9 protein-coding genes are annotated in these 15,251 nt (G+C 43.4%); 5 read left to right on the top strand and 4 right to left on the bottom strand.

Annotated features, from left to right (window positions below; genetic code table 11):
* Positions 1-63 precede the first annotated feature (63 nt).
* Together hpsA and clpB are read right to left on the bottom strand one after the other, a co-directional pair.
* On the bottom strand, positions 64-5,031 hold the full coding sequence (gene hpsA / locus HWQ40_RS34760) for a hormogonium polysaccharide biosynthesis protein HpsA (RefSeq protein WP_292787050.1): 4,968 nt from the start codon (positions 5,029-5,031) through the stop codon (positions 64-66).
* 936 nt (positions 5,032-5,967) lie between these two features.
* Positions 5,968-8,610 carry an ATP-dependent chaperone ClpB gene (gene clpB / locus HWQ40_RS34755; RefSeq protein ID WP_292787047.1) on the bottom strand — a complete coding sequence of 881 codons (2,643 nt, stop codon included), beginning with the start codon at positions 8,608-8,610 and terminating at the stop codon, positions 5,968-5,970.
* A 254-nt stretch (positions 8,611-8,864) separates the two neighbouring features.
* Between clpB and HWQ40_RS34750 the strand changes: the two genes are divergently transcribed.
* Positions 8,865-9,014: a hypothetical protein gene (locus tag HWQ40_RS34750; RefSeq protein ID WP_292787045.1), complete on the top strand. Its 150-nt coding sequence runs from the start codon at positions 8,865-8,867 to the stop codon at positions 9,012-9,014.
* Positions 9,015-9,261: 247 nt separating this feature from the next.
* Here HWQ40_RS34750 and gloA read toward each other — a convergent pair whose 3' ends face one another.
* Positions 9,262-9,696 carry a lactoylglutathione lyase gene (gene gloA / locus HWQ40_RS34745; RefSeq protein ID WP_292787042.1) on the bottom strand — a complete coding sequence of 145 codons (435 nt, stop codon included), beginning with the start codon at positions 9,694-9,696 and terminating at the stop codon, positions 9,262-9,264.
* Between the two features lie 269 nt (positions 9,697-9,965).
* Here gloA and eno point away from each other — a divergent pair, with 269 nt between their 5' ends.
* Positions 9,966-11,255, top strand: coding sequence for a phosphopyruvate hydratase (eno, locus tag HWQ40_RS34740; RefSeq protein ID WP_292787041.1), 1,290 nt, complete (start codon positions 9,966-9,968; stop codon positions 11,253-11,255).
* 70 nt (positions 11,256-11,325) lie between these two features.
* Here the strand turns inward: eno and argC are convergent, their stop codons facing one another.
* Complete coding sequence (argC, locus tag HWQ40_RS34735; RefSeq protein WP_292787040.1) at positions 11,326-12,384, bottom strand: N-acetyl-gamma-glutamyl-phosphate reductase; 1,059 nt, start codon at positions 12,382-12,384, stop codon at positions 11,326-11,328.
* Positions 12,385-12,742: 358 nt separating this feature from the next.
* On the opposite strand from argC, the gene ribBA reads away from it, so the two are divergent.
* The 3 genes from ribBA (at position 12,743) to HWQ40_RS34720 (ending at position 14,978) form a co-directional block, all read left to right on the top strand.
* Positions 12,743-14,416, top strand: a complete 1,674-nt coding sequence (ribBA, locus tag HWQ40_RS34730) for a bifunctional 3,4-dihydroxy-2-butanone-4-phosphate synthase/GTP cyclohydrolase II (protein WP_292787037.1) — start codon at positions 12,743-12,745, stop codon at positions 14,414-14,416.
* Positions 14,417-14,508: 92 nt separating this feature from the next.
* Positions 14,509-14,739: a hypothetical protein gene (locus HWQ40_RS34725; RefSeq protein WP_292787035.1), complete on the top strand. Its 231-nt coding sequence runs from the start codon at positions 14,509-14,511 to the stop codon at positions 14,737-14,739.
* On the top strand, positions 14,739-14,978 hold the full coding sequence (locus HWQ40_RS34720) for a type II toxin-antitoxin system HicA family toxin (RefSeq protein ID WP_094348486.1): 240 nt from the start codon (positions 14,739-14,741) through the stop codon (positions 14,976-14,978). The genes HWQ40_RS34725 and HWQ40_RS34720 overlap by 1 nt, the downstream gene beginning before the upstream one ends.
* Positions 14,979-15,251 lie beyond the last annotated feature (273 nt).

Genomic DNA, 15,251 nt, shown 5'->3' with positions numbered 1-15,251 from the left:
GCTAGGTCTGTTAACGTGGTCTATTCACCCGAAAAGTGATGTAAAAACTCTCATTCAGACACTTTAGGATGGTGGGAGTTGGCAGCTAGTAGGACGTTCAGTTGCTGGTAGTGCAAATTTGAAACCGCTACCAAAGTAACTAGTGTCCGCAGTATCAAACCCATCTGCTGCTTGAGTTTGTACACCACACAACAGAGTTTTCACCCAAAGGTCATCGCGGCCTACTTCTCTGAAGTATTCATTCGGAGGATCTGCTGCTGGAGTTACAAAGCGCTGGGCAAACAAGTCGGGGTTTTGCGCCAATAACGCCACATCAAAACCCCAGTTACGGTTAGGAGGCATATAATAAGGCGCTTCACCACTAGGATTAGTAATGTAAGTACTATCTGATGTGTAACCAGGTCTTGCAGAATTCAGAAGTCTGTAAAAGATACTGTTATTATTCAAAAGGTTAGCAGCACTAGTATCATTTGGGTCAGAAGTGGTTGCAGGAGGAGTTGTTGGCCCTGGTCTGACAAAAGCTTGGAATGGTGCAGTAGCATAGATACTGCGTTTAAATTGGATGAATGAACCGTTGATATTGGCATCAATCCCATCCCAGTTTTCTAAGAAGCGCACAAAGTTATGCAAACCCCCATTGATTTCGTAGGTACTTGTACCCACACGAGCCGGAGTATCACCAGCAGCAACTACTAGATTAAAATTTGTTTGACTTGCCTGAGACAACCATCTAGTGTTTTTAACGACACTAGATGCTGCTGCTAAAGCAGCGTAATTTTGAGTACTAGGTGGTGTTGCGGTTGTTACTTGTAATTGCAATACAGGTTCAAATAGAGGCTGGTATGACGCATCTCTGGCGGGTGAAGCAGGGTTAAATAGTGACGCGTCTGTAGCTCCAGGAAAATCCCTAAGCGAACCAGAAGCCGGTAGTTTGGGGTATCTGTAGAATACACGATCGGTGTTGTTGTATTTGATCTCGCTCATTGTCGATGGTGGTGGGCTATTAGGAGAAGTAGTATTTGTTGTAGTTGCAAACCATAGAGCATTAGTTGCTATGTCAGGTATGCTAAGCGGGTCTAACACACCACCTATGAAATTTAGCGGCAATTCTCTTACTACACCTAATTTAATACCTAGTGGAATGGGATTAGCACTAGTATAATTTATGGCGTTGTTACTAGTATTAACAAGCTTACCAAAATCAGGATCACTTGTTGGTGTGTATTTCCGTTTGAACGCAACCCTACGAGCAAATCCTTCAAAACCAGCCCTTGGCGATCGCGCAGTTGTACCAGCTAAGAGTCTGGTAAGATCAGTTACACCTACTACATCACTAGACCTTTTTAGGATTTCTGTGTTTAGGTCTAAAGCATTGCCTGTATTACTATCACTATCTAAACCCACATACCAGTCACCCGGTTGACACTCTGAAACTGGTATCTTGAAGCACATCTCCATTACATACTCTGGGAAACTTCCTCGACGCTGAATGGGCGTGACGAAGTTGTTCACGTAAGAACTGTTATAGATTAGTGGGTCAGTAGCAGTGGGAGTACCCCTATAGTAGGTATCATCATTAGGTGGAGTAGTGACTAAATTAAAGAAATTAGATGAAGTGAGAAAGTTGTTATTCCAGAAACCTACCTTCAGCCGACTGAGTACGACGTTAGGATCGCTCCCTTGGTTATTTCGCAAGTCGTAATCACCCTCATTGCGGAAACCTTCACGGAAGTTACCAGAGAGTAAGGTAACAGCATCGGCAATTACTGATGCTGGTCGCCAAGTTTCGCCTGTTGTGCAATTGGGTAGTCTAGGGTCACTAGGCCGACAAGCAAAGTCAGGATCGCGATTTGCCGCAGCACGAGTGTAAAATTTAGTATCGTAGTTAGAAGCGCTAGGAGCAGGTAAAAGATCCGGGGTTTTGAATTCTTGTTTAGTGTGTAGATTAAAATCGCCTTTAACATACACTGGTAGCTCAGTTGCTAAAATTAAGCCTTTTTCTTCTGCTCTGTAATTAGTCTGGCGACTCAAGTTACTGCCATTAATCAACATAATGGCGTTAGGTCGCCGTTCTGGATCGAGATTGTAGTCACTAGCGCTGATATTTTCACTAGTTGGGTTACTGCGATCTTTTTGAGCATCATCACGAGAGGCATAGATAATGCCGCTATTGGGCAATAGATATTCGTTATCCGATGCAGCGCCGATTGCTTGTGTGCGAAGCTGACCTAAATCTATAGTAGTGGCACGAATTTCTAGAGGCTGACGCTGTTCAACTTCTAAATTGTAGTTTCCAGTTAATGTACCACCTTTATCTATAGCCTTAATTTGTCGGGCATCAAGAAATGTAATTTCTTTGATTGCGCCATCAGGAATGTAGGTAGTACTCCGAGTCAGAGTGCCATCAGCAATCTGTATTGCACAGATAGTAGAGTCAATTGCTGATTGTTCAGAGAGAGTAAGTTTGCTGGTTGTTGCTTTGGCCAGTGCTTGCCGTAGTAGAGGATTCACAAGGCGGCCATTGGGAAATACCAAGTTAGCTTGATATTTCAAGCGATTTAGCAAAGTTACACCAGTGTTAGTCACATCATCAGCATTAGCCCCAGGTGTAAAAAAACCATTGGCATCTACTGTTTGTCCTCTAGTTATACCATCAGATGCAGTAGCGGGAGCAGCATAAACAACCCCATTGTTAGATGCTGCTACTGTTGTCGAAGCAAGGGGATTATAGGTGTTTGTAGTTGCTGTTGTCTGATTAGTAGGGTTGTAGTAGCTACTTACACAGGCCATCGGTGTTTGATAATCGTCTGGTGTACTCGCCTGAGGATTGTAGGAATTAAAATTGTAGTGATACACTACCGTGGCACGCATTACCAAATCACCACGTTTTTGTTTACTTGCATTCAGAGGATCGGTCGGATCGGGTACAACCATAGGCATAGTATCAGGCCAGACTACAGTGCCATAACTTTCGTTGATTCCCGACGTGCTTGGATCGTCAACCAGTTCGGGCTTTCCTCCTCGTGTTGGAAGAGTAGGTTGAACGAGTGTTCTTAATCCAGAACCTGTAGGTGTATATACTCCAGCACCTGTAATCACCCTCAGTCCACCGACTACATCAAGGGGATTAGATCGGGGTGAAGCGGCTGAAATTTCCCAAAAACCATCACGTCCTGTTACCCCTAAATCTGATAACTGTCTGACGCGAGTGGTACGAGTTCGATCTTTGGTAGTGCTACTTGTCCACCTCACAGCAGGAGTGATGGCTTGAGGTTCATCGTCTCCTACAAAGTCTCCTTTTGTGTTGTCCCATATAAGTTCAGGCAGGTTGTTGCCTACTACGATGCGATCGCCCAACTCTGTTTCTATTACGGGAGTATTATCTACAACGTCTGGATCTCTAGTAGGTAGTTGCGCTGTATTTAGTGTTAGTGTTGTATTAGTATCTGTTGGATAAATCCAGGCATCCATTGGACGTAGCGTATTAACAGAACCTTTCATAAAGGTTGTTGCATCTGTTATATAGTCGTACTCAGTAGTGCCAGATTTTATAATAGCAGAAGTACCATAAGGAACTTCTCTAAATGGTACACGCCTAGTACGTTTACGGAACCAATTTTCTAATTCTTCCTTACGTACTTTAGTCGCATCTAAGCTTGGATCGTTTAGAATCCGGTTGGTTATATTAGTTTGGATTTCTTGAGGATCAGTAGTAGCAGCATTGTTAAGTTGTGCCTTCACTAATAAGTCTATACGTTGAGCATAAGCCTGAGTGTTATAGGCAATGTCATTCGAGTTATTTGAAGTGGTTTTATTAGTACCGGCTAAAGATTTATTTGTAGTAGGTGCACCATTTTCTACAAATAAATCTACGAATGTTCCACCTGTATCACTTGTACTGATTGGACTACCAGTTGCAATATTACCGCCAACAACTATCTTGCTATTTTCTCGTTCGTAGTAACATGAATACCTACTACTGACCTGAAATAGGGTTATATTTTGACTGGTTACAGCAGTAAATAAGTTACTGTTGGTAAAGATGCGTCCATTGAGACGGAATCTCGGCCCTGGTGTAATATCTAAGTCATCCTCATAAACAACGGCATTATTAGTAATAGAAACTTGACTACGATCTTGTTGCATTTCTAATGCCGAGAAGCCCTTATTACCTCGATACTTCTCATATTTGGTTGTATCAAGAGAAGTAGCTTGAGCAATATCACTAATGGGAACCGTTACTGCATAAACGAAAAAGCTTTTTTTCAATTCGCCAGTTGGTAGCTTATACCAACCCGAACTACCTACTAAGCTAGCACTAGTATCACCAGCTATGTCACAAGCTCCACCTGCTTTAGCTGGTAGCATAGGAGGGGTTCTAGCATCTAGTGGGCTTCTACTTCTGGTTTGGGTTGTACCAGTTTGGGGGGGAGTACGGAAGTAGATACCATAGAGAATAAAGCTATCAAATTTACCGTTATTATCTGTATCGGCAGGAAATTTCCAGGCTGTTTGTATGTTTTCTTGATTTTCTAAAGCCATACTACTACCTGCTTCAATCATCGGAGTTGAAGTACTTTTATTAAGATTATAAGCCAGGGTTATAGGAGTTTCATCACCAAATGTATAGATAGAAAGTTTATTAATTAAGGTATTGTATAGGGTTAGATTTGATGGGACAGAGCGTGGTAAAGTCGGGTCGGCAAACAGTGCACTTATTTTGGCTTTAGCCCTGTCTAAAGCAGGGGTGGCGGCTTGCATTGTCGCTTCATTTACGCGGACATTACTAGCATTTTTAGAACGCTCAAAAGACCGAAATAAAATTGCAGTTGTTAACAGTACGACTACCAAAACTACCATCGCTACTGTTGGCAAGACAAAGCCAGAATTAACCGAACCGCGTCTTCTTTGAGTACCAGAGATAGTTCGCAAAAGCCAAATAAGTTGCTTATTAATTGCAGATAAAAGCTGCTTGCTAATTTGTCTGAAGGTTTTTTGAATTACCTTGAATAGCTGACGTTTTCTAGACATATCTGCTTCCTGGTCAAGTGGATTATAGCGAATTTTCTATTTTTTCAAAGTTTTTACTCATGCCTATCAAGTATTTTTACAGGCATTACATGAGACGATATTTATCTAACGGCTACATTTTGCTTTACTAACTTCCAAACTAAAGTAGCTATAAAAAAAGATAATTTATTAAAGTTATATCATTTATGAATTGTTCATTTTATCCGGTAAACACTGATTTTTTCAGAATTATTTAGTTCAAGTCTGATAAATAATAAGAGCATTAGTTCACAGTAGAATTGCGTAAATGTATTTTATTTGAAGACAAATTTATGAAGATGTTGTCAGCAGAGTAGGCTTATAATACCCATCTGTTAAAGGAAAGATATCAGTTAGGTGCAAAATAATCAGATGTGCGGCTTAGATTCCCGACTTTTTTAATTAAAAAGTCGGGAATCTTGTTGTTCACATTGCTTTGATTAATTACTAATTACTTACTAATACACCTTGGCGTAAATCCCACTACCACCTTTAAAGGTAAGCAAGCTTCTGCCCTAAGGTACGAGAAATTCGTACCCTGTGGCAGAAGCTACTAGGCATCATAGATGCAACACGCAGTTACATTAACGTTAAAAAGGGTGATTAGAAACCGCAACTATACGTGGTTTAACCACCTCCGTGGGTTTCAAACCCTCAATTATTCTTAGACTTTGTTTGTGTATCGAAGCCAGTTTGGTCTTCTCCCTACAGCCCTTTGGATACGGCAGGCGCTAGGGCATGTTTTCAAACCTTTCTTGAAGCACCTGAGTCTTTGGAGATCCCCCCAACCCCCCTTAAAAAGGGGGGCTTTTAGAGTTTCTTTTCCCCCCTTAAGAAGCATAGGGGGGATCTTCGAGTTTGAAAACAGTCCCTAGCCTCTCTTGTTGCTCTTGGTGAGTGAAGGGGAGACGCCAAGTGCTATGTAGCAATTTGTGGTACTGACACCTTTACCAGCACTTTTTTGCTAAAAGACAGACCGTTTTCATTTTTGTCGATGATAATCGTGTCTCCAGAGATAAAAGTATTCTCCAATAACTTGGTGGCGAGGGGGTTTTCTACTTCTCGCTGAATTGCCCGTTTGAGTGGGCGGGCACCGTAAACTGGGTCATAGCCTGATTCGACAAGGTGATCGCAGGCTGATTGGGATATCTCAAAAAAGATTTTTTGCTCGCGGAGGAGATTTTCTACGCGCTTGAGTTGAATACGGATGATATGCCGCATTTCTGTGCGACTGAGGGTATGGAAAAGAATAATATCATCAACGCGGTTGAGAAATTCCGGGCGGAAATGCGATCGCAACGCTTCCATTACCCTAACCCGCATCGTCTCATACTTGGAATCATCACCAGATACATCCAAGATATGTTCACTACCAATGTTACTGGTCATCACAATGACGGTGTTACGAAAATCTACCGTCCTTCCTTGAGAGTCAGTAACTCTCCCATCATCCAACACCTGCAATAAAATATTGAACACATCGGGGTGCGCCTTTTCCACTTCATCCAACAGCACCACTGAGTAAGGACGGCGACGAATCGCCTCGGAAAGTTGACCGCCTTCTTCATATCCTATGTATCCTGGAGGCGCACCCACTAAGCGAGAAACTGAGTGTTTTTCCATATACTCAGACATATCCAAGCGCACCAATGCATCATCAGAATCAAAGAGAAACTGAGCTAAAGCACGGGCGAGTTCAGTTTTACCCACACCTGTAGGACCCATGAACAAAAATGAACCAATAGGACGAGAGGGATCTTTCATCCCTGCACGGGCGCGGCGAATTGCGGCTGCTACTGCTTCTACAGCCTCTTCTTGCCCAATGACTCGTTGATGCAAATGACTTTCTAATTGCAGTAATTTTTGTCGTTCCGATTCCAACAAGCGATTGACGGGAATTCCTGTCCACTTTGCGACGATTTCGGCAATGTCGGCTTCGGTGACTTGTTCTCGCAGCAACGTGGAACCTTGGTTTTGAATTTCTAAAAGGCTCGCTTCTTTGGCTTCGCGCTCGTGCTGCACTCCCTCCAATTTGCCATACTTTAGTTGGGCAGCTTTATTTAGGTCATAAGCACGTTCCGCCTGTTCAATTTGCACTCGCAGCGCATCTTCTTCTTTCTTTAAGGCGCTTATTGCCTCCAATATCTGCTTTTCACCTTGCCATTGCTCATTAAATACTTGCTGTTTTTCAGTCAGATTGGCGATTTCTTGCTCAATGCGCTGCAAACGCTCTTTCGTTTGGAGAGTACCCTTTTCTTCGCCAGCTAATGACAGCTTTTCCATTTCTAACTGCATGAGGCGGCGATCAATGGTTTCCAATTCAGCTGGTTTGGAGGTAATCTCCATTTTCAACTGTGCTGCTGCTTCATCTACTAAGTCAATAGCTTTATCTGGTAAGAAGCGATCGCTAATATAACGTGCTGACAGGGTTGCTGCTGCTACCAAAGCCGAATCAGAAATTTTGACGTTGTGATGCACTTCATAGCGTTCTTTCAATCCCCGCAGAATCGAAATAGTATTTTCCACAGTTGGCTGATCGACAAATACTTGCTGAAAGCGGCGTTCTAGGGCGGCATCTTTCTCAATGTGTTTGCGGAACTCGTCGAGGGTAGTCGCGCCAATACAACGTAGTTCTCCTCGCGCCAGCATTGGTTTGAGCAGATTTCCCGCATCCATTGCCCCTTGTTGGCTGGAACCTGTACCGACTACGGTATGTAGTTCGTCAATAAATAGAACAATGTCACCGTTAGATTCAGTAACTTCTTTGAGAACCGCTTTTAGACGTTCTTCAAATTCACCTCGTAATTTTGCTCCAGCAATTAAACTGCCGATATCTAACGAGATCAACTTGCGGTTTTTCAGAGATTCAGGAACATCACCGTTTACCATCCGTTGTGCTAATGCTTCTGCGATCGCAGTTTTACCTACCCCAGGTTCACCAATGAGTACGGGGTTATTTTTGCTACGACGAGACAATACTTGAATTACCCGCCGAATTTCGTCATCCCGCCCAATTACCGGGTCGAGTTTTCCCGCTTTTGCCTGTTCTGTCAAATCTATGCCAAATTTTTGTAAGGCGTCATAGCGGGATTCTGGGGTTTGATCTGTCACCTTTTGGCTACCACGAATAGTTTTGATAGTAGCTTCGAGTTTAGGTGCATCCGCACTAAAGCCTTTGAGTATCTTTCGTCCAATGCGATCGTCTTCAGCAAAGGCCAAAAGTATGTGTTCCACGGAAATGTAGGAGTCTTTCATCCTGGCTCTAGCTTCTTCGGCTCGGTCTAATAAAATATCTAAATTGCGACTAAGGTAAAGCTGATCGCTTTTACCAACTTTAGGCTGGCGTTGGGTAAAGGCTTCTAGCTGCTGCTGCAAGCGGATTGGATCGACCTCAGATCGAGCCAGGATACGTATTGCTAGACTAGTGGGTTCTTCTAACAGGGCAATAATTAAATGTTCAACATCTAGTTGCTGTTGTTGATAAGCACGGACTATATCCTGAGATTTAACAATTGCTTCCCAGGCTTTATCAGTAAATTTATTTGGATCTGTAGGTTGCATCTTTAGAATTTTGAAATTTGGATTTTTAGTTTAAGGATTGGGGATTATTAAAGGGAGTTGGGAGTTGGGAGTGGTTGTAACCCTACTCCTTAATACCCAGATAATTATCCAAACATTCTCAGCGTATATCCGCGTGTATCTCCGGTGGCAATTTGGGATTGGCAATTGATGATAGTTTAATCCATTGCCTATTTCCTAATTTAAAACGAAAACACTGTTATGAGCAGACTTTCCCTGATGGTGTTATTGGAGCGATGTCTACGACGGGCTATGACGCTGGCGGACTCGCTACCGCTTCTCTACGAGACGCACTCGCGTTCGCTATCGGCGTCGCTATTAGTGTTGCTCATCAAGAACAGTATTGGGGTAATACTAATAGGATTTACGTAGAGGAGATATCCTAACCCGCCTAAAAAGGGAAAAGTCTCGCGCGTCTGGGTTTACTGACACGAGACGACAGTGTGCAGGAAGAATCAATCTCTCTCTAGCTCAACTTTTTAAGACATCTGTGTGGATTTTCCTATGGCTCTTAAGCACAAGTTGCTGCCCAGATTCCCGGCTTCTTGAAAAAGTTGAGGCTCTGAATCCAGCTTAAATAAATGACATTCCACCCTACCGGATAATTAATTTTTTGGAAATCCCTGATAAAAATTATTGACTCACAAGTTGCTCTTGTGATTCCTGTTTGACTCCCGATCCTTGGGTTCCCAGTTGAATAAGTTCAATTTTATACCCATCTGGATCTTCCACAAAAGCAATTACCGTCGAACCATGTTTCATCGCCCCTGGTTCGCGCACGACTTTACCGCCCTGATTGCGAATTTCTTCACACGTAGCGCAAATATCATCAACGCCAAGGGCAATGTGACCGTAAGCATTACCTAATTCGTACTTTTCCACACCCCAGTTGTAGGTTAGTTCGATCACCGAGTTATCGCTTTCGTTGCCATAGCCAACAAAAGCCAGGGTAAATTCTCCCCCTGGATAATCTTTTCGGCGCAGTAATTTCATTCCTAGAACTTCACAGTAGAACTTTAAGGACTCTTCAAGGTTGCCCACCCGCAGCATTGTGTGTAGTAATCGCATATTGACCTTTTCTCTGTAATTGATTTAGTGTTATTCTCTGTCAACATTTTACCTAGCTCAAAGTCTTAAGGGAAAAATGCCGTCACAGAAAGAATTAAAAGCCGAAAGGACAGGATAAACAATTATCCATTCTTGGCATTGCTCCCGATCCCTATAATGGAAAACTTCTTTAATCTCAGCCGAGAAAGTCTCTTAACCGCCTATGCTAGCGATTGGGTTAGGCAACTGGACTGGATGCGTAACACACTCGAATAAAGGATAAAGTACAGATGAGTAAATTTCTAGATACTGCCATTGAGGCGATCGCAGCCCGTGAAATTCTTGATTCTCGCGGTAGACCGACAATTGAAGCCGAAGTGCATTTAGCTAACGGCGTTGTCGGACTGGCGCAAGTTCCCAGTGGTGCCTCTACTGGCACTTTTGAAGCCCACGAATTGCGTGATGGCGATAAAAGCCGTTATGGGGGCAAAGGCGTACTCAAGGCAGTACAAAACGTCAAAGAAGCACTTGCGCCACAATTGTTAGGCTTGGATGTCCTTAATCAAGAACTGCTAGACCGCACAATGATTGCGATAGATGGTTCTGCTAACAAATCCAATTTGGGGGCTAATGCAATTTTGGGGGTTTCCTTAGCAGCTGCTAAAGCTGGTGCTGAGTCTCTAGAAATTCCTCTATATCGCTATTTGGGTGGTCCTTTAGCGAATTTGCTCCCAGTGCCGTTGATGAACGTGATTAACGGTGGCGCACACGCCTCAAATAACGTCGATTTTCAAGAGTTTATGATTGTCCCAATTGGCGCAACTTCCTTCCGGGAAGCATTGCGCTGGGGTGCAGAGGTGTTTGCTACCCTCAGTCAAGTGTTAGATGAAAAGGGTTTGCTTACTGGTGTCGGCGATGAAGGCGGTTTTGCCCCTAACCTAGAGTCTAATCAGGTGGCTTTGGAATTGCTAGTTGCTGCCATTAAGAAAGCTGGTTATAAGCCAGGGGAAGAAGTAGCGTTGGCGTTAGATGTAGCGGCTAGTGAGTTTTACAAGAATGGTCAGTATGTTTACGATGGTAAACCTCACGCCCCGGCTGAATTTATTGATTATTTAGGACAACTAGTTAACCAATACCCAATTGTGTCAATTGAGGATGGCTTACACGAGGAAGATTGGCAAAGTTGGCAATTGCTGACCCAGAAGTTAGGTTCGCGGGTGCAACTGGTAGGAGATGACTTGTTTGTGACTAACGCTACCCGCTTGCAAAGAGGCATTAAAGAAAAAGCTGCTAATGCCATTTTGATTAAACTCAATCAAATTGGTTCGCTTACCGAAACCTTGGAAACGATTGATTTGGCAACTCGCAATAGTATCCGTTCAGTAATTAGCCATCGTTCTGGTGAAACAGAAGATACAACGATCGCTGATTTAGCTGTAGCAACCCGTGCCGGTCAAATCAAAACAGGTTCTCTGTGTCGTAGCGAACGAGTAGCAAAATATAATCGCTTGCTGCGAATTGAAGATCAACTAGGCGATCGCGCCGTTTATGCTGGTGTTGTGGGGTTAGGACCGAAGTAGAGTTAGGAGTTAGGAGTTAGGAGTTTTTAATTCATAATTCATAATTCATCATTCCTAACTCCTAACTGATTTACGGATAAAACCCCAACTTGGGCAACCCTAAGGTTTCATCCCAGCCCATCATCAGGTTTAGACACTGAATAGCTTGGCCCGCCTGTCCTTTAATTAGATTGTCAATTGCTGACATGACAATCACGCGACCTGTGCGTGGGTCAACTTCTACACCGATATAACAAAGATTGCTGCCGTTAGCCCACTTGGTTTGGGGGTAAACGCCGCTACCGCAGACTCTTACCCAAGGAGAGTTGCGGTAGAAGGCTGAGAAAATTGTGATTAAGTCATCTCGCACTAGACCGGGGTCGCTCATTGTGGCATATACTGTTGCCAAAATACCGCGTACCATTGGGATAAGGTGCGGTGTAAATTGGATCATGAGTTCGTGACCGGCTAAGTCACTGCAAATTTGCTCAATTTCTGGGGTATGACGGTGACGACCAACATTAAAAGCTGCTATGGAGTTGTCTGCTTCAGCTAGTAATAAGTTGGTTTGAGCCTGCCGTCCACTGCTAGATGTGCCAGACTTGGCATCGATAATAGCTGTTTCTGGTCTGATTAAGCCTTGCTTTAAAAGTGGCGAAAGTGCAAGGAGACTGGCAGTAGGATAGGAACCAGGACAGCCAATAAGTTGAGCTTCGGCAATGCGATCGCGATAAAGTTCTGGTAATCCATAAACTGCTGTAGCTGCAATTGTGCGATCGCTTCTCTCTGTACCATACCAATTTGTATAAGTTGTCAAATCACTAAACCGATAGTCTGCACTCAAATCTAGTACTTTACATCCTTTTTCCAACAATTTGGGCGCGATTTGGCAAGCCAGACCATTTGGTAAAGACAGGAAAACTACTTCACAGCGGTGAGCAATTATTTCTGGTTCTACCGCTTCTATTAGCAGGTTAGTTGCATGAGCCAGATGCGGGTAGAGATCCCCAAAAGATTTCCCGATACTACTCTCACCTCCTAAATAAACCATTTCGACTTCTGGGTGATCCATCAGTAGTCGTACTAACTGTACTCCACCATAGCCCGACGCGCCAACAATCCCAACGGGTACGCGTCTTAATTTGCCCATGATCTGAAATCCTTATCCCATGAATGGTTAATTCGTTCTTAGCTATCAACAATATCAGCGACCAGACGCACAGCGCACAAAAGGTCTTAAACCCCTCTACTTTGTTCTGAGAAGATGGGGGAGATGGGGGAGAAGGGGGAGACATAGGAGTAAATTCTTCCTTGTCCTCCTTGTCTCCCTCATCTTCCTCATCCTCTTCATCCTTTACTGTCGCTGCACTTTATCGCCACTTTTTATGGCAAAAATTTTTGCCCCGTTATCAAATCATTGCTAGTCTACTTCTCTGCCTTATAAAGGAGCTACAATCTAAAAGAAGAAATTGTTAAAAAAATTTACGTTTATAGCTGGAAATCTTTCTGTGTCACAGACTAATCCTACCCAAGCTTTTAAATTTGATTCGATTGATGCCGCTTTAGCAGACCTAAAAGCTGGTCGCGTCATTGTAGTGGTAGATGATGAAAATAGAGAAAATGAAGGCGACTTAATTTGTGCTGCCCAATTTGCCACACCCGACACTATTAATTTCATGGCGGTGGAAGCAAGAGGACTAATTTGTTTGGCAATGACAGGCGATCGCCTAGACGAGCTAGACTTACCCTTGATGGTAAGCAACATTACAGATACTAACCAAACTGCCTTCACTGTCAGTATTGATGCCGGGCCAGAATTAGGTGTCACCACAGGCATCTCAGCAGAAGACCGCGCCCGCACTATTCAGGTTACTCTCAACCCAGCCACAAAACCTACAGATTTACGTCGTCCTGGACATATTTTTCCCATTCGGGCTAAAGAAGGAGGCGTACTCAAACGCGCAGGACATACGGAAGCGGCTGTAGACTTATCTCGATTAGCAGGGCTATACCCAGCTGGGGTAATTTGTGAAATTCAAAACTCCGATGGTTCAATGGCACGGTTGCAGCAGTTAGTTGAATACGCGAAACGTCACAATTTAAAAATTATTAGTATTGCGGATTTAATCAGCTATCGCCTACAGCACGATCGCCTAGTGTATCGTGAGGTGATTACCAAGCTGCCTAGTCAATTCGGTCAGTTTGAAATTTACGCCTATCGCCATACTCTGGATAATACAGAACACGTTGCAATTGTCAAGGGCGATCCAGCTAACTTCAAAGATGAGCCAGTGATGGTACGGATGCACTCAGAATGCTTAACTGGTGACGCTTTGGGTTCTTTGCGTTGCGACTGCCGGATGCAGTTGCAAGCTGCACTGAAAATGATTGAGGCTGCTGGTCAAGGTGTAGTTGTATACCTGCGCCAAGAAGGACGGGGAATCGGCTTGATTAACAAGCTGAAAGCCTACTCGTTGCAGGATATGGGACTAGATACAGTAGAAGCAAATGAGCGTTTAGGATTTCCCGCTGACTTGCGAGACTACGGGATGGGGGCACAAATGCTCATGGACTTGGGTATCAAAAAGATTCGCTTGATTACCAATAATCCCCGCAAAATTGCTGGAGTCAAGGGTTATGGGTTGGAAGTAGTAGATCGCGTGCCATTGTTGATTGAGGCAAACGACTACAATTCCTATTATCTAGCGACAAAGGCGAAAAAGCTGGGTCACATGCTGTTACAAACTTATCTAGTAACAGTAGCAATCCATTGGCAAGATGACCCGGAAGCTGTGACGGAACGTTATGAACGCTTAGAGAAACTGCGACACTTAGCAAAAAGTAACGATCTATTGTTACAGGAAGAAGCGCGTCCCTTGGCGATCGCTCTATTTGACGAGCCATCTTTAACAGTACACTTGGGTTTTGATCAGGCAAAAGTTGCTAGCTGTGATTGGTATCAGCAAAGTGGTCATCCTTATATACAGGCAATCTTCCAAATTCTGGACAACCTAGCAACTGTGCCTTACATCCAGAAACTAGAATTTCTGATTTCTTCTGGTTGCGATCCTTTGAGTAATTTACAAGTTCAGCTAGATCGGCAGACATTCGCGGATAGTACACTGCCTTCATCGATTAGCGATCGCTTGGAGACGCAGCAAATTTACAGCTTTAGCAAATAGCCACAACCCTAAAAGCCAACTTTTTAAGGGGTTAGAGGATTTATTGTGTGTAAGTCCTACATTCCTCCCAAACTTTTCAGCCGTTCTTTTATATGACAATGAGAGCAATCAAAATTATTGTTGAAAAACATAATGACGGTTACGTAGCATATCCCTTGGGTATCAAGGGGGTTGTAGTTGGCGAAGGTGACAGCTATGAAGAAGCACTAGCTGATGTTAAATCTGCTATCCACTGCCATATAGATATATTTGGTCAAGAGGTTTTAGAACAGGAATCACCAGTCCTAGAAGCTTTTGTGGCGGAAGCTGAGGTTCCTATTTAATGGTTAAATTCCCAGTAGACGTACCTAAAGCTAAAGTAATTAAGACATTGGAATTTCTGGGATTCACTGTTATTAGGGAGCGGGAACATATTGTTATGGAGAGAGAAAACGAAGATGGAACAAAAACTCCACTGACTATGCCTAACCATTCTCAAATTAAAGGTTCGACGTTGAGATCCATCTGTACTCAAGCGGGTATTTCAAGAGAGGATTTTTTGTCTGCTTATGAGCAAATCTGAAAGCAATACTGCTCCGTTAAGACTAAAAAATAGAAATGTGTAGCGAATCAGGCGATCGCATCAGTGTATTGATTAACTGCCAACGATCCTCGGCAGATAATCTCAGTGCTTGATCTTCAAGTTCACGTAACGTCATTGTAATGATTTCTACGTTGAGTTATCAGGATAAGACGGCTTGCGACCCTTCGATGCAACGAGGTTGTTAAGTTGTCTTGTAAGGGACTTGCAAGAAAATAAGATCCCAATCAAACTGGAGTAATCGTGATATCCCAT

Origin of the sequence: Nostoc sp. NMS9, from assembly GCF_017114995.1 — a bacterium.
GTDB lineage: Bacteria > Cyanobacteriota > Cyanobacteriia > Cyanobacteriales > Nostocaceae > Nostoc.
This window is presented reverse-complemented; position numbering and strand designations above follow the sequence as displayed.